The sequence below is a fragment of the Acidovorax sp. HMWF018 genome, assembly GCF_003061035.1.
Lineage (GTDB): Bacteria > Pseudomonadota > Gammaproteobacteria > Burkholderiales > Burkholderiaceae_C > Acidovorax > Acidovorax delafieldii.
This window is the reverse complement of sequence record NZ_QAIM01000487.1, coordinates 4,515-23,607: the sequence shown is the minus strand read 5'-3', so window position 1 is coordinate 23,607 and position 19,093 is coordinate 4,515. Positions and strand designations below refer to the sequence as shown.

Annotated in this window: 22 protein-coding genes; 9 read left to right on the top strand and 13 right to left on the bottom strand. The window is 65.8% G+C overall.

Features of this window, described 5'->3' with window-relative positions:
- Window positions 1-1,633, top strand: a 1,633-nt coding sequence (locus DBR23_RS20860; RefSeq protein ID WP_108499471.1) for an FAD-dependent oxidoreductase, incomplete at its 5' end; no start/stop codon positions are given.
- A gap of 179 nt (window positions 1,634-1,812) precedes the next feature.
- Here the strand turns inward: DBR23_RS20860 and DBR23_RS20855 are convergent.
- The 3 genes from DBR23_RS20855 to pstS form a co-directional block, all read right to left on the bottom strand.
- Window positions 1,813-2,481 carry a 3'-5' exonuclease gene (locus DBR23_RS20855; protein ID WP_108499470.1) on the bottom strand — a complete coding sequence of 223 codons (669 nt, stop codon included), beginning with the start codon at window positions 2,479-2,481 and terminating at the stop codon, window positions 1,813-1,815.
- 20 nt (window positions 2,482-2,501) lie between these two features.
- Complete coding sequence (locus DBR23_RS20850) at window positions 2,502-4,031, bottom strand: CYTH and CHAD domain-containing protein (protein ID WP_108499469.1); 1,530 nt, start codon at window positions 4,029-4,031, stop codon at window positions 2,502-2,504.
- Window positions 4,032-4,133: 102 nt separating this feature from the next.
- Window positions 4,134-5,171 (bottom strand): phosphate ABC transporter substrate-binding protein PstS, encoded by a 1,038-nt coding sequence (gene pstS, locus DBR23_RS20845; protein ID WP_233250625.1) that lies wholly within the window; start codon window positions 5,169-5,171, stop codon window positions 4,134-4,136.
- Between the two features lie 358 nt (window positions 5,172-5,529).
- Here pstS and DBR23_RS20840 point away from each other — a divergent pair, with 358 nt between their 5' ends.
- On the top strand, window positions 5,530-7,179 hold the full coding sequence (locus DBR23_RS20840; RefSeq protein ID WP_233250624.1) for a methyl-accepting chemotaxis protein: 1,650 nt from the start codon (window positions 5,530-5,532) through the stop codon (window positions 7,177-7,179).
- Between the two features lie 85 nt (window positions 7,180-7,264).
- Window positions 7,265-7,468 (top strand): hypothetical protein, encoded by a 204-nt coding sequence (locus tag DBR23_RS20835; RefSeq protein ID WP_056747226.1) that lies wholly within the window; start codon window positions 7,265-7,267, stop codon window positions 7,466-7,468.
- A gap of 59 nt (window positions 7,469-7,527) precedes the next feature.
- On the opposite strand, the gene DBR23_RS20830 is transcribed toward DBR23_RS20835, so the two are convergent.
- Window positions 7,528-8,790: a sensor domain-containing diguanylate cyclase gene (locus tag DBR23_RS20830; protein ID WP_108499466.1), complete on the bottom strand. Its 1,263-nt coding sequence runs from the start codon at window positions 8,788-8,790 to the stop codon at window positions 7,528-7,530.
- Between the two features lie 89 nt (window positions 8,791-8,879).
- Between DBR23_RS20830 and DBR23_RS20825 the strand changes: the two genes are divergently transcribed.
- Window positions 8,880-9,227: a DUF6172 family protein gene (locus DBR23_RS20825; protein WP_108499465.1), complete on the top strand. Its 348-nt coding sequence runs from the start codon at window positions 8,880-8,882 to the stop codon at window positions 9,225-9,227.
- Between the two features lie 59 nt (window positions 9,228-9,286).
- On the opposite strand, the gene DBR23_RS20820 is transcribed toward DBR23_RS20825, so the two are convergent.
- Window positions 9,287-10,564 (bottom strand): DEAD/DEAH box helicase, encoded by a 1,278-nt coding sequence (locus DBR23_RS20820; RefSeq protein ID WP_108499464.1) that lies wholly within the window; start codon window positions 10,562-10,564, stop codon window positions 9,287-9,289.
- 239 nt (window positions 10,565-10,803) lie between these two features.
- Between DBR23_RS20820 and DBR23_RS20815 the strand changes: the two genes are divergently transcribed.
- The 4 genes from DBR23_RS20815 (at window position 10,804) to DBR23_RS30020 (ending at window position 12,128) form a co-directional block, all read left to right on the top strand.
- Window positions 10,804-11,274, top strand: a complete 471-nt coding sequence (locus DBR23_RS20815; protein ID WP_056064262.1) for a DUF2721 domain-containing protein — start codon at window positions 10,804-10,806, stop codon at window positions 11,272-11,274.
- Window positions 11,271-11,633: a translation initiation factor Sui1 gene (locus DBR23_RS20810; protein WP_108499463.1), complete on the top strand. Its 363-nt coding sequence runs from the start codon at window positions 11,271-11,273 to the stop codon at window positions 11,631-11,633. The genes DBR23_RS20815 and DBR23_RS20810 overlap by 4 nt, the downstream gene beginning before the upstream one ends.
- A gap of 13 nt (window positions 11,634-11,646) precedes the next feature.
- Window positions 11,647-11,859 carry a DUF3820 family protein gene (locus tag DBR23_RS20805; protein ID WP_015014757.1) on the top strand — a complete coding sequence of 71 codons (213 nt, stop codon included), beginning with the start codon at window positions 11,647-11,649 and terminating at the stop codon, window positions 11,857-11,859.
- A 95-nt stretch (window positions 11,860-11,954) separates the two neighbouring features.
- Window positions 11,955-12,128 (top strand): LiaI-LiaF-like domain-containing protein, encoded by a 174-nt coding sequence (locus DBR23_RS30020; RefSeq protein ID WP_165836502.1) that lies wholly within the window; start codon window positions 11,955-11,957, stop codon window positions 12,126-12,128.
- A gap of 43 nt (window positions 12,129-12,171) precedes the next feature.
- Here DBR23_RS30020 and DBR23_RS20795 read toward each other — a convergent pair whose 3' ends face one another.
- Window positions 12,172-12,657, bottom strand: a complete 486-nt coding sequence (locus tag DBR23_RS20795) for a group III truncated hemoglobin (RefSeq protein WP_108499461.1) — start codon at window positions 12,655-12,657, stop codon at window positions 12,172-12,174.
- Between the two features lie 17 nt (window positions 12,658-12,674).
- Window positions 12,675-13,424, bottom strand: coding sequence for an iron-sulfur cluster repair protein YtfE (gene ytfE / locus DBR23_RS20790; RefSeq protein ID WP_199227761.1), 750 nt, complete (start codon window positions 13,422-13,424; stop codon window positions 12,675-12,677).
- A gap of 90 nt (window positions 13,425-13,514) precedes the next feature.
- Here ytfE and DBR23_RS20785 point away from each other — a divergent pair, with 90 nt between their 5' ends.
- Entirely contained in the window at window positions 13,515-14,033 is a 519-nt protein-coding gene (locus DBR23_RS20785; RefSeq protein WP_056747228.1) for an Rrf2 family transcriptional regulator, read from the top strand.
- 92 nt (window positions 14,034-14,125) lie between these two features.
- Here the strand turns inward: DBR23_RS20785 and serB are convergent, their stop codons facing one another.
- The 6 genes from serB to mfd all read right to left on the bottom strand — a co-directional run.
- Complete coding sequence (gene serB, locus DBR23_RS20780; protein ID WP_108499460.1) at window positions 14,126-14,839, bottom strand: phosphoserine phosphatase SerB; 714 nt, start codon at window positions 14,837-14,839, stop codon at window positions 14,126-14,128.
- A 159-nt stretch (window positions 14,840-14,998) separates the two neighbouring features.
- Window positions 14,999-15,187, bottom strand: a complete 189-nt coding sequence (locus tag DBR23_RS20775) for a DUF3149 domain-containing protein (protein ID WP_056747190.1) — start codon at window positions 15,185-15,187, stop codon at window positions 14,999-15,001.
- 98 nt (window positions 15,188-15,285) lie between these two features.
- Entirely contained in the window at window positions 15,286-16,083 is a 798-nt protein-coding gene (gene map / locus DBR23_RS20770; RefSeq protein WP_056064239.1) for a type I methionyl aminopeptidase, read from the bottom strand.
- Window positions 16,080-16,334 (bottom strand): ParD-like family protein, encoded by a 255-nt coding sequence (locus tag DBR23_RS20765; RefSeq protein ID WP_015014749.1) that lies wholly within the window; start codon window positions 16,332-16,334, stop codon window positions 16,080-16,082. Before DBR23_RS20765 ends, map begins: the two co-directional genes overlap by 4 nt.
- Before the next feature lie 81 nt (window positions 16,335-16,415).
- Window positions 16,416-17,078 (bottom strand): hypothetical protein, encoded by a 663-nt coding sequence (locus tag DBR23_RS20760; RefSeq protein WP_108499459.1) that lies wholly within the window; start codon window positions 17,076-17,078, stop codon window positions 16,416-16,418.
- A gap of 73 nt (window positions 17,079-17,151) precedes the next feature.
- A partial coding sequence (mfd, locus tag DBR23_RS31360) for a transcription-repair coupling factor (protein ID WP_233250623.1) occupies window positions 17,152-19,093 on the bottom strand: 1,942 nt, incomplete at its 5' end.

The window sequence follows — 19,093 nt, the reverse complement described above, 5'->3', positions numbered from 1 at the left end:
GCGCCAGATCCGCGCCTTCGTGCGCTGTGCAGTGAAGGCGCGCGAGGCGGGCTACGACGGCGTGGAGGTGATGGGCTCGGAGGGCTATTTCATCAACCAGTTTCTGTCGCAAGCCACCAACCTGCGGCGCGATGCCTGGGGCGGCGACTACAGCCACCGCATGCGGCTGCCCGTGGAGATTCTGGCCCGCATGCGCGAGGCCGTGGGGCCGGACTTCATCATCATCTACCGCCTGTCCATGATCGACCTGGTGCCCGGCGGTAGCGCGTGGGACGAGATCGTCACCCTGGGCAAGGCCGTGGCCACGGGCGGGGCGAACATCGTCAACACCGGCATTGGCTGGCACGAGGCGCGGGTGCCCACCATTGCCACCAGCGTGCCGCGCGCAGCGTTTGCCTGGGTCACGCAAAAGATGAAGGCCGAGTTTGCAGCGGCGGGCATCACCACGCCGCTGGTCACGTCCAACCGCATCAACACGCCCGAGGTGGCCGAGCAGGTGCTGGCCGATGGCTGCGCCGACATGGTGTCCATGGCGCGGCCCCTGCTGGCCGATGCGGCGTTTGTGAAGAAGGCTGCGCAAGGCCGGGCCGACCGCATCAACACCTGCATTGCCTGCAACCAGGCCTGCCTGGACCATGTGTTCCAGAACAAGACCAGCAGCTGCCTCGTCAACCCGCGTGCTTGCCATGAGACGGAGCTCGTGTACCGCCCCGTGTCGTCGCGCAAGCGCATCGCGGTGGTGGGCGCGGGGCCTGCAGGCCTCACCGCTGCCACGGTGGCTGCCGAGCGTGGCCACGAGGTCCACCTGTTCGACGCGGCGCCCGCCATCGGCGGCCAGCTCAACATGGCCAAGGTGATTCCGGGCAAGGAAGAGTTCCACGAAATGCTGCGTTACCTGGCCACGCGGGTGGAAGACACTGGCGTGTTGCTGCATCTGAACCGCAAGGTCGCAGCCGCCGACCTGGCGGGCTTTGACGAGGTCATCGTCGCGACCGGCGTGGAGCCACGCGATCCGAAGATCCCCGGCCAGGACCACCCCAAGGTGCTGAGCTACATCGATGTGCTGCGCCACGGCAAGCCGGTGGGCGAGCGCGTGGCCATCATCGGCGCGGGCGGCATCGGCTTTGATGTGGCTGAGTTCCTCACGCATGGTGAGCACCCCTCCACCACGCTCGATTTGCCCGCCTGGAAGGCCGAATGGGGCATCACCGACCCGGCCGAGGCGCGCGGTGGCCTGGCCGCCAGCGGCCCGCGCGTGACGCCCCCTGCACGGCAGGTGACGCTGCTGCAGCGCAAGAAGGGCAAGCTGGGCGGCGGCCTGGGCAAGACCACGGGCTGGATCCACCGCACCGTGCTCAAGATGAAAGCGGTGGAGATGGTGGGTGGCGTGAACTACGAGCGCATTGCCGACGAAGGGCTGCTGGTCTCGTACGGCGAGAAGCGCGAAGACCCGACCTGGATCCCTTGCGACACCGTGGTCCTGTGCGCGGGCCAGGTGCCGTTGCGCAGCCTGGCGCAGGACCTGGAGGCCCAGGGCCGCAAGCCCCACCTCATCGGTGGTGCGCTGGAGGCCGGCGAGCTGGACGCCAAGCGCGCCATCGACCAGGCTGCGCGGCTGGCAGCCCGGCTGTAGGTCGGTGCGTACATCGCCTGCAGGGGCTCACAGGGTTTCACAGGGCCTGTCAGGCGTGTTGTTGAGGTCATTTTGGCCGGTGGCGCTAATGGAATATGCCTGAGCAGCTATATTTTTGATAGTGAAAACAGGATGGCGACTGCCGTGATGGGTCACGGCGGTTGTGCCCTCCTTATCCCTCAGGCGGACAGATTCAAGGCGTTGAACACCCGCAGCGCTGCCCACGCGTCGTTGGCCGCGTAGACCAGCTGGGCCTCGCTCAGCCGGGCGTTGGCCCAGTTGGAGGTGGCGGCTTTTTTGGACTTGATAAAGCGCCGGTTGAACAGCACCGCCACGGCCCCTTTCACGCCCATGTCCTTGCGGTAGCCGCGTTGGCGGAACACGGTGTTCAGCTCCAGCACATCGGCCGGTTGCACGCCCAGCTTGTGCTGGATGCGCTTGGTGTCGTCACCCAGCCCAAAGCCCGCCTTGGTCACACCCTGCAGGGCCAGCAGCTCGGCCACGCGCGCTCGGCAGCCGGGGTCGTGCAGCTGGAACACCCAGGCCCGCTCCAGCGTAGCCAGTTGCACGATGTGCGGCCCGTCCGACGGCTCATCGCGCACAAAGGTGGGTTTGGATTCGGTGTCAAAACCCCAGGCACTGGCGCTGGCCAGCGCCTGGCAAGCCTGGTCGGCCTGTGCAGGCGTGGCGACCAGCGCAATGCGGTCCAGGCCCAGGCGTTCAAAGGGTTCCAGCAGCGCGATCTGGTCTTTGTCTGGCGTGGGTCGCTGGGTGGTGCGCGCAGAGGGGTGGCGGGGCGCGGAGGGCGGCTGGCGCCGCGAAGGAGGAGAGGCCGTCATGCGGTCCATTGTGCCGTGTGGGTGTCCCTTCAGCGTTTGCCGGTTTTGCGCAATCGGGGGGCTTTCTCCATCTGGCCCAGGGCTTGCTCACAAGCCGCCACCGACTGGGCCTGCCGCCCCGCCAGCCAGCCTGCGCCAAACCAGGCCTTCAGGTCGCCGGACTCTGCAAGCTCGCGGTACAGCGCTGCCGCCACACGCTCGTCATTGAGGCGGCCCAATGCCGACAGCGCTGGCTGCAGGCTGTCCAGAAACCGGGCGCTGTGTGCATCCAGCGCGGGCGCCACGAACTCTGTGAGGTAGCGCAGGCGTTTGAGGCGTTTGCGCAGCCGGTGCTGTGCCTGGGGCGTGCGCGTGGCAAAACCCCGTGCGCCTTTTTGCACCTGGGCGTGCAGTGCGCGCAGGCGCTGCTGCAGCAGGTGGCGCGTGGCACGGGCGTCCAGGCCTGCTGCGGCGTCGCCCGTGGCGTCCAGCCCTGGGGTGGTAAAGGCCATCAGATACACCAGCGCTTCCTGAAAGGCCGCATCGCGCACGGTCTGTTGTGCGGCCTGGGCCACCAGCCCGGCGGTGTCGTTCGGGTGGGTGGACAGGGGCGGCGCTCCGGCATCGCGCAGTTCGGCACCGATGCGTTGCATCACCTGGCTGCGGTCCCGCAGGTGGCCGAGCTGCTGGAACACATGGACCAGGGGCGGCTCCCAGGCGGGGTCAAAGTTGCCTGGGGCCAGCGGCGCCAGCTCGCGCAGGGCGGTGCGCAGGCGGCGGATGCCGATGCGCAGCTGGTGCAGCTGCTCCTCGTCGCTGGACCCTTCAGCCAGGTCGCTGGCAGGGCCCAGGACTTGCTGCAGGCACTGCGCCACCACAGCGCGCTGCAGGGCCAGCCCGGCAGGCAGTTGCTGGTACTGGGGGGAAGGGGGCCGAGCCTTGCGGGGCGAACTGCGATCGGGTGCGGCCAGCAGGCGCTCGCCCCTTTCGGCTTTGGACGCGGTGCTCAGATACAGCCCGTGCCGCGTGGCCCACTGCGCGGCGAGCGCTGCAAGACCCGCCACCGGCCCGGCCTTGAGTTCCAGCTCCAGCTCGCAAATGGGGGCCTCTGCCTGCTGGGGCGTGCCCCGGTGGGCCACCACCCGGCCGGTGTCCAGCGCCAGCTCGACCACCGTTCCCTGGTGGGTGATGTCGCGTGTCAGCCGGTCCATCTCGGTGCCATAGGTTTCGACGAGGGGGCCACCAGCGGCTTGAAGGGCCTGCTGCAGCCGGGCGCCTGCCACGGTGCCACTGTGCAACTGGGGCAGGGGCTCGGGCGCGATGCCTTCTATGGCGGGGCCGCGTGCGACGTTGTGCTCCTGCCGGTCCAGCGGGCCATCGCCCAGCGCCTTGACGGTTTGCACCCACTGGTCGCCCTCGCGCCGCAGGCGAAACGCTATGCCGCGTGACGCCAGTGCGCCGTCGGGCGTGTCGAAGTAGCGGGCCTCCATGCGGATGGCGACACACCGGCCCCGGCGCAATGCCGCTTGCACAGCGGCCAGGCGCTCGGGCGGGATGCAGAACTTGAATTCGATTTCCATGATGGCGGCATTATCCTGTGGTATTCCCTTCGCAAGGTGATGCCGGATCAAGATGGTGCTCTGGTTATCTTTGAATAATCAATGATTCACGCGAAAGCGGATTTATTGCGATGAGCGATTGAAAGACGATATCAAGCTCATGCCCAACGGTTTTCCCTGATTATCTCGGATGGAGGTAATAATTTTGAATGCCGAAGCCTGAACCCGGTCGGGTAGGCGCACAAAATTATTCTCTTGCACCAAGGTGTCGCCATTGAGGAACGACCACAGAATGAACCGCAAGGCCTGGGCCGTCTGGTCGGGGTTCTGCGTGACCTTGGGGAACACCACAAACGTGCCCATGGTGATGGGCCACACCGATTTGCCGGGCCGCTGCGTCAAAGTGCTGTTGAAAACCCCGGTGGCCGACCAATCGCTGTTGGCCAGTGCTGCCTTGAAAGCGTCGATGGAGGGTTTGACATAACTGCCGTCGGCATTTTTCATCTGCACGGTGGTCAGGCCGTATTCGGCCACATAGCCGTGGTCCACATACCCGATGGCGCCCACCGTGTCGCGCACGCCCTTGGCCACTCCGTCGCTGCCTTTGAAGGCCAGCACCCCTGCAGGCCAGGCAATGCTGGTTTTGGCGCCGTAGGTTTTTTTCCATTGCGGGCTTACCTTGCCCAGGTAGTCCGCAAAGTTGTAGGTGGTGCCCGAGCCATCGGCGCGCACCACCACCTTGATCGGCAGGTCGGGCAAGGGCAAATCGGGGTTCAGCGCCGTGATGTCGGCCGCATTCCAGCGGGTGATTTCGCCCATGAAGATGCGGCTGAGCACCTCGCCCGTCAGGCGCAGCTGGGCGTTGGGCACCTTGGGCAGGTTGACGATGGGGCTGATGCCGGTGATGGCCACGGGCAGCGCGAGCAGTCCGTGCTCCAGCAGGTCCTTCTCGGCAGGGTACACGTCGGTCGCACCAAAGCCGACGGCCTGTTGCTGGATCTTTTTCATGCCCGCGCTGGACCCTACCGGGTCGTAGTCCACCGCACTGCCGGTGGCCTTGGCATAGGCCTTGGCCCAGCTGCGGTAGATGGGCGCTGCCGCCGAAGAGCCAGCGCCCGTCACGGTCTGCGCGCTGGCCAGCCCCGCCTGCACAAGGGCCATGGTTGCCAGCAAAAGAAAGTAAATATATTTCATGTGTTTTATGTAATGGTTTTTATGAATAACGATATGCCGCGCACTATTTCCGGTGCAATGAAAGTCGGCGCACTCTCATTGAGCTGGTATGCCGCTTGCGGTGCCGATCCTAGCAAAATGACAGCGATTTGAATCATTGGCCTGAATGGTCAAGGTTTCTCTCTCCGTCATTAATTTGTCATTTGAAACAATTAGTATCTTTCGCATTCCGCCGGGAATTCGCTGTATGCAACGGGTGGGCATTCTCCAGCGGGCCACACGCGTTCGTTCCCACAAGGCGGCGACGCCTCGGCGACCTTCACGAAAGATTCAGATGCTTCAAAAAATGAAAATTGGTACCCGGCTGGCGCTGGCGTTTGCCGTGCTGTTGTTGCTGATCTCGGCCCTGGCGGCGGGTGGCATCAGCGGGGCCAAGCGGTTGACCGAGCGCAGCGCAGCCCTGTACGGCGACCGCACCGTGCCTATGGGCGTGCTGGCCGAGATCAGCCACCTGACGCAGCGCAACCGTGTGCTGGTGATGGACATGCTGATGGACCCCGGCACCAGCAACCTGGAGGCCAGCCACGCGGCCCTGACCGCCAATGTCGAGCGCATCCAGGTCCTGTGGAAGGAGTACGCCGCCAAGCCCCTGGGGGCCGAGGAGCAGGCCCTGGCGCAGGCCTTTGCCGATGCCAACGCCACCTATCTGGACAAGGGCCTGATCCCGGCGTCGGCCGCGCTGGTGGCCGGCAAGTACGACGACGGCTCTGAGCTGTACATCACCCAGATCCGCCCCAATGCGCTCAAGGTGCAGGACGCCATCGAGCGCCTGGTGGCGCTGCAGATCAACGTGGCTGCGGCAGAGTTTGCAGGGGCGCGCGCCATGAGCGACACCATCCACTGGTGGATGCTGGCCGCCACAGCCCTCGCATTGCTGGCAGGTGCTGCGATGGCCTGGGTCATCACCCGTTCCATCTCGCGGCCGCTGCGTCAGGCCGTGGTGCTGGCACGCACCGTGGCGGGGGGCGACCTGACGGCGCAGATCGACGTGCGTGGCAACGACGAGACCGCCGAGCTGCTGGGGGCCCTGCGTGAGATGAACCACCAGCTGGTGCGCGTGATCACCGAGGTGCGCGCCAGCACCGAGACGGTCGCCCACGAGGCCGTGGTGATGGCGGGCGGCACCGAAGACCTGGCACGCCGCACCGAGGTGCAGGCATCCAACCTGCAGGAGACGGCCGCGTCGATGGAGCAGCTGACCATCACGGTGCAGCACAACACCGACAACGCCCAGCGTGCCACCGCCCTGGCGCAAGAGGCGAGCAGCGTGGCCAACGAAGGCGGCAGCGTGATGCGCGACGTGATCGCCACCATGCAGGAGATCAAGACCCAGTCGCAAAAGATCACGGACATCATCAAGGTGATCGACGACATCGCCTTCCAGACCAACCTGCTGGCGCTGAATGCGGCGGTGGAGGCCGCGCGTGCGGGTGAACAGGGCCGGGGCTTTGCGGTGGTGGCTGGCGAGGTGCGGGGCCTGTCGCAGCGCAGCAGCATGGCGGCCCGGGAGATTCGCGGCCTGATCTCGGCCAGCGTGCAGGGTGTGGAGCGCGGGTCCACCCTGGTGGGGCAGGCGGGCGAGCGTGTGGCCAACACCGTGCACCATGTGAACCAGGTGGTGTCGCTCATCACCGCCATCAAGGATGCCGGGCAGGAGCAGGCCCGGGGCATTGCCCAGATCGGAGAGGCCGTGCGCCAGCTGGACGCGGCCACGCAGCAGAACGCTGCGCTGGTGGATGACAGTTCGTCTGCCTCGACCGGCATGAAGAATCAGGTAAGGCGCCTGCTGGAGGTGATTCACCAGTTCCGCCTGTCGCCAGATATGCCCCTGCCTGCTGCAGGCGCACCCTTGCTGGAAACGGCAGGGTTGCCCCCTGCTGTGGCTCTGGAGGGCGGGGCTGGCAGTCGCGCGCAACTGGCCATCTCGGCCCGCTAGCCCGGCGGCGGCGTGGTCTCTGCGTCGCGTGGCCTATGCCGCCAATGACCGAGACATTGCCACCCACCACGCCAAGACCTGCGCCATGAACCGCACCGACGTATTGATCGCGATTGCCGAAGTGGCGCGCAGTGGTGGCGCTGCCGCCCCCGAAGACGCCATCTCGCAGCTGGCGATGCTCATTGATGATCTGGAGCTGTCCTGCAGCGGCTCGGAGCAGGTGATGGAGATGCTGCTGCGCATCGCCGCCTGCCTGTGGAACCTGCAGCAGGAACGCATGCGCCTTTGAACAGGTGCCTTGGCATGCTGCATGGCCCTGATCTCTCACCGATCAGGGCGACTGAATGATCACTCGTCCAGCGTCTCGAGCGAAGCCACCTGGTTGCGCCCCCGGTGCTTGGCCAGGTACAGCGCCTGGTCGGCACGGTCGAGCATGTCGCGCAGGCTGCGATCGCTCTGGCGGAAGGCGCCCACACCCAGGCTGGTGGTGATGCGGTAGCTGTGGCCTGCATCGTCCGTCAGCTCCAAGGCGCGAATGCTGTGCAGCATGCGCGTGGCCACCTCCAGGCCCTCGGCCAGTGTGGTCAGGGGCAACAGCACGCCAAACTCTTCGCCGCCCAGCCGGCCCACGGCATCGCTGGCGCGCAACTGGCCCTTGATGGCCTGCGCAAATGCCATCAGCGCCCGGTCGCCTTCCAGGTGGCCAAAACGGTCGTTGATGGCCTTGAAGTGGTCCAGGTCCAGCATCAGCAAGGTCAGCGGCTCGCCGTTGCTGCGTGAATGGGCATAGGCCGACTCGGCGCATTCCAGAAACGCGCGGCGGTTGGCAATGCCCGTCAGCATGTCGGTGGTGGCCAGGCGCTGCAGCTCGCGCTCCAGGTTCTTGCGCTGCGTGACGTCGCGGTAGATGCCTTCGACCCCCGCAAAATTGCCTGCATGGTCGTACAGCGCATGGCTGCTGATGGAGATGTCGATCACCGTGCCATCGCGCCGCACCATCTGGCCCGGAAAGTCCGACACCTCGCCGTGTTCCATGATCGCGGCCTTGAACGCGTCGCGGTCTTTGCTCTGGGGGTAGTACGACTCAGCCGTGCGGCCTTCGATTTCGTGGGGCTCGTAGCCCAGCACCCGGCGCACGCCCGGGCCCACATGCTGCACGATGCCCTGCGCATCGGTGCGGTAGTAGACGTCCTGCATGTTCTCGAACAGGCGCCGGAAGTTCTGCTCGCTCTCGCGCAGCTGGGCCTCGATCTCGCTCTGGTGTGTCATGTCCATGCCGCACATGAGCACCGCGGGGGCACCGTCCCATTCAATGGCCACACTGCTGATCAGCACCATGCGCAAGTTGCCGCGCTCGGTGCGGATACGGAACTCGGAGGACTTGTTGGGCCGCCCGGCCTGCTCGGGCACGGCCACCTGCTGGATGCGGTTGGTGGAGCGCACCTGGTCCAGAGGGTGCACAAAGTCGCCAGACAGCCGCCCGATCAGGCTGTCGATACTGGGCGCCTCCAGCAACTCCATGCTGGCGGCGTTGGCAAAGCGGATGGCGCCCTCTTGCGTGACAAGCACAGCCGCTGGCAACAGATGCAGCAGGCGCAGGTCGTGGTTCATGGGCTGGTGGTAACCAAAAGTAATGCACCATTGTGGCACCTGGATGCGCAGGTGTGAAACGGCACCTGTCGCAGGCGGTACTATCGCCCATGAGAAAAACTTTCCAACTCCACGTTGAAGGCAAGAACCGCGATCGCGTTCTGGATGCCGTCAAGCACGAAATCCGCAAGTACATCAAGCGCGAACGGCGCCGCGACCTGCCCGAAGGCGCCGATTTCTGGGACTTTGACTGCCAGTTTGGCCGCACCAAGGAAGACGCCGCCGTGGCGCACCTGGCCGCCGTGACCGGGCTGATCAACGGCGTGGCCGCCGAGGGCGGCGCCCAGTTCTATGTGGAAATTCTGGCCAAGCCCGGCAAGCGCACACCCCGTCCGGCTGGTGAGGCTTCACACAGCGGGCCAGATGGCTTGGACATGGACGACGAAGAAGGCGCGTAAGCCCTGGCGCTGGGTGGATGCCACCCCGCTCACCCTCAGTCAAGCACTGCAGGCCCCTTTCAGGGGCCTTTTTTGTGCGCAGCGGGGGCATCGGCTGCCTGCGCCGCTGCTGCGCGCAGCTTGTCCTTTTTGCTGGGGCGTTTGCCCTTGATGCCGCCGGTGCCCCCGGGGTCGGTGGATGGTGCGGGCGCGGGAGCCTCGGTGGGTTCAAAGCCCGCAATCTGCTCGCGTGGGATGGTGAGGTGCTGGCGTTTTTCGATCAGCCGGAAATGCGCCTCGGCATCGGCGGTCACAAAGCTCACGGCCATGCCGCTCTCGCCCGCCCGGCCGGTGCGGCCGATGCGGTGCACATAGTCCACGGCCGATCGGGGCAGGTCGTAGTTCACCACGGCAGGCAACTGCGCAATGTCGATGCCGCGTGCTGCGAGGTCGGTGGTCACGACCACCTGCCAGCGCTCGTCCTTGAACTCCTGCAGCACCTGGTTGCGCGCGCCCTGGCTCAGGCCGCCGTGGAAGGGCGATGCAAAGATGCCCGCCTTGTACAGCTTCTCGGCCACATGCTCGGCCGCGTATTGCGTGGCCACAAACACCAGCACGCGCGACCAGTTGTGCTCCTTGACCAGGTGGCGCAGCAACTGGGTGCGGCGGCTGGCGTCCACCGCAATGGCGCGTTGTTCGATGGCAGGCTCGTTACCCGGTGTGTGGGGCACCTCCACGCGCACCGGCTGCTTCAGCAGGCCATCGGCCAGCGCCTGCACTGCGGCTGGGAATGTGGCCGAGAAAAACAGGTTCTGCCGCCGGGCTGGCAACAGCGCCAGCACGCGCTGCAGTTCCTCGGCAAAGCCCAGGTCCAGCAGCCGGTCTGCTTCGTCCAGCACCAGGTGCGCCACGGCCGACAGGCGCAACGCGTTGTGGTCCACCAGGTCCAGCAGGCGGCCCGGCGTGGCCACCACAATGTCGGCGCCGCCGCGCAGGGCCAACATCTGCGGATTGATCGACACTCCGCCGAACACGATGGCGATCTTGAGCGGTTGCTGCAGGTGCTGCGCCAGGCTGCGCAGCACTTCTCCCACCTGCGCTGCCAGTTCACGGGTGGGCACCAGCACCAGGGCGCGCACCCGGCGCGGGCCGCCAGTGGCGCTGAGCTGCAGCTGCTGCAGCAAGGGCAGGGCAAATGCCGCCGTCTTGCCCGAGCCCGTCTGTGCGGCACCCAGCAGATCTACCCCCTGCAGGATGGCCGGAATGGCGCCTGCCTGAATGGGCGTGGGCGCCACAAAGCCCGCCTGGGCGGCGGCATGGACGAGGGCGGGGGACAGACCGAGGGAGGCAAAAGGCATGGAAAGGCGCTGGGAATGCGTTGAAGAAGGCACGCAAGGCAGCGCGGACAAAGCAGTAATGGCCCGCATTGTCGCCGCGTTTGCCCGATGCCCTCTTGCCCGGTGCCTTCTCACAGGCCAGCAATGCGCGCCTTGCACCTGCAAGATTGCAGGGAATGCGAGTGCTCGGCCCCTGCGTTGGGCAACCGATAATCGGGCCGCCCCGTTTTTCGTTGACAGTTTTCCCGGACCCGAACCCCATGGCTTTGCCCCTAGATACCTCCGCCATCACCCACGGCATCCAGCTGGCGGTGGCGCCCGTGTTTTTGCTCACTGCGGTGTCCGGCATGATCGGCGCGGTGGCCGGCCGCCTGGCCCGGATCATCGACCGGGCGCGTGTGGTGGAAGACCGCGCGCGCGTCAATGCCGAACCCGAGTTTCTGGCCCGTGCCTACAAGGAGCTGGCGGACTTGCGTTTGCGTGGACGGCTGGCCAACGGTTGTATTGCGCTGCTGACGTTTTGTGCCTTCCTCATTGGCACGACCATCATCCTGCTGTTCCTGGGCGAAACCACCGACTTTCAGTCCAGTCGCCTTGCGGTGGGCGGGTTTCTGGCGGGCGTTGCGTGCTTTTTGCTGGCGCTGGTGTGTTTTCTGACCGAGACGCTGCTGGCCACGCGCCTGCTCGACTTTCACATGCTGCAGCAAGAGGTGGAAGGGAAGAAGCCATGAAGTCCCTGGCAGACCTGGGCGGCCTGGTGTATTCCACCGAGTCGGGCCGCATGTGCCCCACGTGCCGCCAGCCGGTGGCGCAGTGCACCTGCAAGCAGAACAAGCCCCTGCCCACGGGTGATGGCATCGTGCGCGTCTCGCGCGAGACCAAAGGGCGCGGCGGCAAGGCGGTCACCCTGGTCAAAGGCGTGCTGGTGGACGAGACTGCGCTGGAGCAAGTAGGCAAGCAGCTCAAGGCCGCCTGTGGCAGCGGCGGCACGGTGAAGGACGGCGTGATCGAGGTGCAGGGCGACCACGTGGAACGCGTGATGGCCGCGCTGCAGAAGCTGGGCCACAAGGTCAAGCGCGCGGGCGGCTGAGCGGGGCAGGGCAATGGACGCAGAGAAACTGCAGCGCCTGGTCACCACCGAGATGCCGTACGGCAAGCACAAAGGCACGCTGCTGGCGGACCTGCCGGGCAACTACCTCAACTGGTTTGCGCGCGAGGGGTTTCCCAAGGGCGAGTTGGGCCAGTTGCTGGCGCTGATGCACGAGATTGATCACAACGGGCTGTCGGACCTGCTTCGGCCCTTGCGCGGGCGCTGAGAGGCCTGCACCATTGCAAAAACTGGGGCGTTCCTTTGGTTGCTGGCGACCATAATGCACGTCGTCATACCAACAACCACACCGAGGGAATGCACATGAAGGGCAATATCGCTGCGATCGTTCTGGTCGTGCTGGGCGTGTTTTTTCTGCTGACCAACCTGGGACTGATCAGCATCAGCCTTCGCGAGCTGCTGCGGGTGTGGTGGCCTGTGGCGCTGATAGCAGTGGGTCTGGCGCTGTTCTTCACGCCGGGCAACAAGGGCAAATAAGCCAGAAGCGGGCGCTGGCGACCGCGTTGCCAGTCGGCAGTCTTCAACCTCGCTGGGTTTCTCCGCTGCCCTGGTGGCGGGCGCCGTGCTCATCGCGCCCATGGCCCTCGTCGCGGGGCTGCACAAAACCGGGGTCGTTCGCAAAGTAGCCCCGGAACAGGTTGCGTGCAATACCATGGGCCGCCACCTGCAGGTCGTGCGCCACCTCCGGCGCAAACAAGCGGCTGGTGTGCTGTTGCCACAGCGCCACCCAGGCCGCAAAGTGGGCGGGCGTGACGCCCTCCAGAGCCATGTGTTTGCCGAAGACATCGCCTTTGAAGCTGCGGGCGCCCAGCGCGACGGTGCTCCAGAAGTCCACCAGGCGCTGCAGGTGGGCGTCCCACTGGCCGTGCAGGGCCTTTTCAAACACCGGACCCAGCAGCGGGTCGCGCCGCACATCCCCGTAAAAGCCGTGCACCAATTGCGTGATGCTCTCCGCGCTGGGGGCGAGCTTGCCGGCGGTCTGTGTAGGGTGGGCTTCTTCGGTCATGGCGGCAGTGTGCTGGCTCACTGGCAGCCGCAGGCTGACGTGGCACAAGCTTGCGCGGGTGCAGCGCTGGCTTCGAACCGTGGAAACAGCACGTTGTTTTCCAGGTGGATGTGGTTGATGAGGTCGTCGCCCAGCTGGGCAATGCCCGCGTAGAGCGCGCGCCAGGTGTTGCATGCGCCTTGGGGAGGCGTGGCGTCATTCGTCAGCGCGTTGAGCTTGTCCAGCGCCTCGCCATGGTCCACGTGTTCGGCGCGCATCATGCCGATGGGCTGGCCCACAAACGGGTTGCCGCCGTTCTTGAGCATGGGGAACAGCACCTGCTCTTCCTTGAGCATGTGCGACAGCAGCTCTTCGTGCATGGCCTCCAGGTGGTCGGCCAGGCCGACCGGCACCTGCGGGTGGTCGCGGTGCACGGCCTCCACGCGGCGGGCCATGCGGATCAGCTCGGGCAGCTGCTGGCGGTGCACCTCGTGGTAGCGCGCCAGGATGTGGTCGATGAGCGCGCTGGGCGACGCTGCCTTGGGCACGGCGTCGCTGCGCTGCAGGGCCGCCAGCTCGGCCAGCACGGCGTCGGCGTCCAGCCCCTTGTCGGCAGCCGCCTTGGCTAGGCTCACCTGGCCACCGCAGCAGAAGTCCAGCTTGAGGCGCCGAAACACCGCCGTGGCGCCCGGCAACTGCACGGCGATCTGGCCGATCTGCTGCTCGGCGCTCAGCGGCAGTGGGGTGGTGGGGGCTGTGGCGTGCAGGGTGTCGATGCGGGCGTTCATGGTGGTCCTTTAAAGATTCATATCGTGTGAATATTTTACCGAATAAAATTCAGGATGTATGCATCTTTTTGATTGATCTGCGGCAAACCCATGCGACTGACCCAATGGACCGACTACACGCTGCGCGTGCTGATGTATTGCGCCGCCACCGAGGGGCGGGCGCAGCCCGTCACCATCACGGAGGTGGCCGAGGGCTATGGCATCTCGCGCAGCCACCTGATGAAGATCGTGCAGCAGCTGTCGGCGCAGGGCCTGCTCGAGACCACGCGCGGGCGGGGCGGTGGCATGCGGCTGATGGTGCCGGCGTCGTCCATCCACATTGGCGCGGTGGTGCGTGCCACCGAGACGGACTTCAACCTGGTGGAATGTTTTGACCCCGCCTCCAACCAGTGCCGCCTGAGCAGCCACTGCCGGCTCAAAGGGGTGCTGGGCCAGGCCATGCAGGCCTATCTGGAGGTGCTGGATGGCGTGACGCTGGCGGACCTGGTGGCGCCCACGTCACCCCAGGGTGTGGCGCTGCTGGCCACGGTGGCCGCCCCGCGCGCCGGCAGTGCCCGCCGCAGGGCCTCGTTGGTGCCCGGATTGCCCGATGCACCTGGGTTTGAATAAAAACGGCGTGATGCGCTAGTGCTACATGCCTGGATAGCTATCAAATTAATAGTATCCAGTGGCGCCCTGTACGTACTGAGGCGCCACGCCGCTCAGCGCAGCACTTCCAGCAAGCGGTCGAGCCCGCCCTGGTTGATGGCCACCTTGGCCTGTGCACGCACGGCGGGCTTGGCGTGGTAGGCCACCGACAGGCCGGCGGCACCCATCATCGGCAGGTCGTTGGCGCCGTCGCCCACGGCAATCGCCTGCTGCGGCGAAATGCCCATGAGCGAGGCCACTTCCAGCAGCGTGCGGCGCTTTTCTGCGCCGTCGCAGATGTCGCCCCAGGCCTGGTCCACCATGCGGCCCGTCAGCTGGCCGTCTTGCACTTCCAGCATGTTGGAGCGCGCAAAGTCGATGCCCAGGCCCGCCTTCACGCGGTCGGCAAAAAAGGTGAAGCCGCCCGAGACCAGCAGCGTGGTGAGGCCCGCAGCCTTGGCGGCGGTGATCAGCTCCTCGGCGCCGGGGTTGAAGCGCAGGCGCTCGGTGAACACCTGCTCCATGTGCTGCACCGTCACGCCCTTGAGCAGGGCCACACGCTGGCGCAGGCTTTCCTTGTAGTCGGTGATCACGCCCTGCATGGCTGCCTCGGTGATGGCGGCCACCTCGGCCTTGCGGCCGGCGGCATCGGCGATTTCGTCCACGCACTCGATGTTGATGAGGGTGGAGTCCATGTCAAAAGCGATGAGCTTGTAGGCGGACAGGGACAGCGGAGGCTTGATGCCCTGGATGACGAGGCCAGGGGCGAATTCGGTTGCGTGGGTCATGGCAGAAAAAGGGGGAACAAATGCGGGGTAAGAACCCGCAATGGTATCCCTGGCAGGCTTTTGTTCCCGCCGTGCCCGCCACGCTCGCTCCAGGCGCTACCCCGGGGACTGGGCGGCAGAGGCCGCGCCCCGTGCGCGGCTCTCGTCAGATCCTGTGCCTCAGCGAGGATGCGGCAGGTTCTGGCCGCCGCCTTTGAGGGCCTTGGCGGCCGGGTTGGGCTGGGGCGGCTCGTTCATCTTGACCAGGAACATGCGCACAAAAAATGCGGCCATGCAGATCATGAACCCGATGCCGATGATGCTCATCAGGCCGTAGTCGGTAGAAAACAGATCGTTCAGCAGCTTCATGGAGACCCTCCTTGTGGTGGTGTTCACCACTATCGGATGGTCCCTGCGGCGGCTGCTTGTGCTGTGTCAAAGACTGCGGCGTGCGGGCAAGATGCAGGTCAAACCATGGCGGGATAGCGGCCAGTGCCTTCGGGCCAGGGCGTGAGCACCTCGAACCCATCGGCCGTCACGGCCACCATGTGTTCCCACTGGGCGGACAGCGAGCGGTCGCGGGTGACCACGGTCCAGCCGTCGGCCAGCTCCTGCGTATCGCGCTTGCCGGCGTTGATCATGGGCTCGATGGTGAAGACCATGCCTTCCTCCAGCCGCAGGCCCTGGCCGCGCTGCCCGTAGTGCAGCACCTGGGGCTCGTCGTGGTAGATCTGCCCGATGCCATGGCCGCAGTATTCGCGCACTACGCTGAACCGCTCGCGGTGGGCCACGGTCTGTATGGCATGGCCCACATCGCCCAGCGTGGCGCCGGGGCGTACCTGGGCAATGCCCGCGCACATGGCCTCGTAGGTGGTGTCCACCAGGCGGCGCGCCAGCGGGCTGGGCTCGCCCACAAAGTACATGCGGCTGGTGTCGCCGAACCATCCATCCTTGATGATGGCCACATCGATGTTGATGATGTCGCCCGCCTTGAGCACCTGCCCCGGCGACGGAATGCCGTGGCAGATCACGTGGTTGACCGAGGTGCACACGGTTTTGGGATACCCCAGGTAGCCCACGTTGGCGGGGGTGACCTGCAGTTCGTTCACGATGTAGTCGTGGCAGAGCCGGTCCAGTGCCTCGGTGCTGACGCCGGGCTGCACGTGCGGCGTGATCATGTGCAGCACGCGGGCGGCCAGGCGGCCGGCCTCACGCGCCTGGGCGATTTCGGCGGGGGAGCGCAGGGTGACGCGGGACGACTTCATTGAACACGCCGCCCGCTGTGGCCCGGCTTGGCGGCCACGGAGGCCGCCACCGTGTCCAGATCAAAGCCCCCGGCCTGTTCGGCGCGGATCAGCAGCTGGCAGATGTCGCTGTGGTCGAGGTTGGGATGCAGCTCGGCCAGCATGCCGATGCGCATCCAGTGTTCTGCCTGTGCGTTGATTGAGCGAGACAGGGCGTTGCTGGCAACGCGCAGGTTCTCGTGCATTTGGTCTGAAATTTTGACAATACCCATGCAGCGAATTGTATGCGAAACATATATGTTTCGTATCGCTGCGTGTCTGCAGTGCCTGTGGTGTGCGTTGGCAACACTGCGCTACTGCGGAGGGCGCTTCAGATAGAGCTGGTCGGACCAGGTGGCCAGCCATTCTGGCTTGAAGGCCACAAAGATCGCGGTGAGCATACCCGTCACAAACCCGTCGCCCCATGCCATGAGCCAGCGGGCCACCAGAGACAGTTCGCTGCCCACACCGGGCAACAGGTGCCCGGTCCATTGCGACAGCACACCGGCAGCAAACACGCAGGCCACGGTGCCCAGAAACGCGCGGCCCAGCACGTACACAAATGGCTGCGTACCGACAAAGCGCCGCACCAGCGCGCCCAGCGCCAGGGCCAGCGTGGCGGGCACCACGCCCAGCCAGATGGCGGCGCCCAGCGCATCGGCCCAGTCCAGGGCGGGTGAGAGCAGGCCCGCAATGGCGCCCACCGCCAGCAGCACGGGGATGGCCAGCGGCCAGCCCAGCATCAGCACCACGAGGCACGCGCCCGACCATTGCAATTGCAGCGGCATGGCGTGCAGCGTGGGCAGCGCCCACAGCCAGGGCAGGAACACCAGCGTGGCGAGCAATGGTGTCCACAGCGGGGACGCCGCGCCATGGGACTCGTGCTCCAGCGGCGTGCGGCTGGCCAGCAAGCGCCAGGGCCGCGTGACCAAGGCGGTCGTCAGGGCCACCAGCGCGACGAGAGACTCCAGCCACATTGTTTTGCTTCTCTTTTGATAGCTATCAGCGCATGATTCACTAGCGCTTGTGGCCTCTCTGGCTTGTAAAGTGCTATGCAGCCACCACGGGTTGCCCCAGGCTGCGCAGAATGTCCCGCACCATCTGTGCGCGGTCCTTGGGCTCCTTCAGCTCGCGCTCGATGCGCAGCTTCTCGTTGCCCGCCAGCTTGATGTGCTTGTTCTTCTGGATCAGTTCAATGATGCGCATCGGGTCGATGGGCGGCTGGGGCTTGAAGGTGATGTTGATAACGCCCGGGGCGGCATCCACCTTGACCACGCCGTAGGGTTGGCTCAGCACGCGCAGGCGGTGCACGTCGATCAGCGTCTGGGCCTGCGGCGGCAGCTTGCCGAAGCGGTCCACGATCTCTTCGAGCAGGCCGTCGATCTGGTCGGGCGTCTTGGCCGTGGCCAGTTTCTTGTAGAACGACAGGCGCAGGTGCACGTCGCCGCAGTAGTCGTCGGGCAGCAGGGCGGGGGCGTGCAGGTTGATGTCGGTGGTGACACTCAGTGGGCTGAGCAGGTCCGGCTCCTTGCCGGCCTTGAGCGCCTTGACGGCTTCGTTGAGCATCTCGTTGTACAGCTGAAAGCCCACCTCCAGCATGTTGCCGCTCTGGTTCTCGCCCAGCACCTCGCCAGCGCCGCGGATCTCCAGGTCGTGCATGGCCAGGTAGAAGCCGCTGCCCAGTTCTTCCATCTGCTGGATCGCATCGAGCCGCTGCGCGGCCTGCTTGGTCAGGCCCTCGGTGTCGGGCACCATCAGGTAGGCGTACGCTTGGTGGTGGCTGCGGCCCACGCGCCCGCGCAGCTGGTGCAGCTGCGCCAGGCCAAACTTGTCGGCGCGGCTCATGATGATGGTGTTGGCCGTGGGCACGTCGATGCCGGTCTCGATGATGGTCGAACACAGCAGGATGTTGTAGCGCTGGGCCACGAAGTCGCGCATCACGCGCTCCAGTTCGCGCTCGGGCATCTGGCCGTGGGCCACGGCGATGCGCGCCTCGGGCAGTATTTCTTCGAGCTTCTGGCGGCGGTTCTCGATGGTCTCCACCTCGTTGTGCAGGAAGTACACTTGCCCGCCGCGCTTCAATTCACGCAGCACCGCCTCGCGGATCACGCCCGTGCCCTCGTTGCGCACGAAGGTCTTGATCGCCAGGCGCCGCTGCGGCGCGGTGGCGATGACCGACAGGTCGCGCAGGCCTTCCAGTGCCATGCCCAGCGTGCGCGGGATGGGGGTGGCCGTCAGCGTCAGCACGTCCACCTCGGCGCGCAGGGCCTTCATCTGCTCCTTGTGGCGCACGCCGAAACGGTGTTCCTCGTCGATGATGAGCAGGCCCAGGTTGTGGAACTTGGTGGATTCGGAGAGCAGCTTGTGTGTGCCCACCACGATGTCCACCGTGCCGTCGCCGATGCCCTTGATGGCGGCGGTGATCTCTTTGCCCGAGCGAAAGCGCGACACCTCGGCCACCTTCACCGGCCATTTGCTGAAGCGGTCTACCAGAGTCTGGTAGTGCTGCTCGGCCAGCAGCGTGGTGGGCGCGAGGAAGGCCACCTGCTTGCCGCCCGTCACCGCCACAAAGGCCGCGCGCAGGGCCACCTCGGTCTTGCCAAAGCCCACGTCGCCGCAGACCAGGCGGTCCATGGGGCGCGGGCTGATCATGTCCTGGATCACCGCGTGGATGGCGGCGTTCTGGTCGGCCGTTTCTTCAAAGCCGAAGTCGTTGGCAAATGTCTCGTAGTCCTGCGGGCTGTAGCGGAAGGCGTGGCCTTCGCGCGCCGCGCGGCGGGCGTAGATGTTGAGCAGCTCGGCTGCACTGTCGCGCACCTGTTCGGCGGCCTTGCGCTTGGCCTTTTCCCACTGGCCGCTGCCCAGCTTGTGCAGCGGCGCTTCGTCGGCGCTCACGCCGGTGTAGCGGCTGATCAGCTGCAGCTGGCTCACGGGCACGTAGAGCACGGCCTTGTCGGCGTATTCCAGGTGCAAAAACTCCTGCATGGCGGGC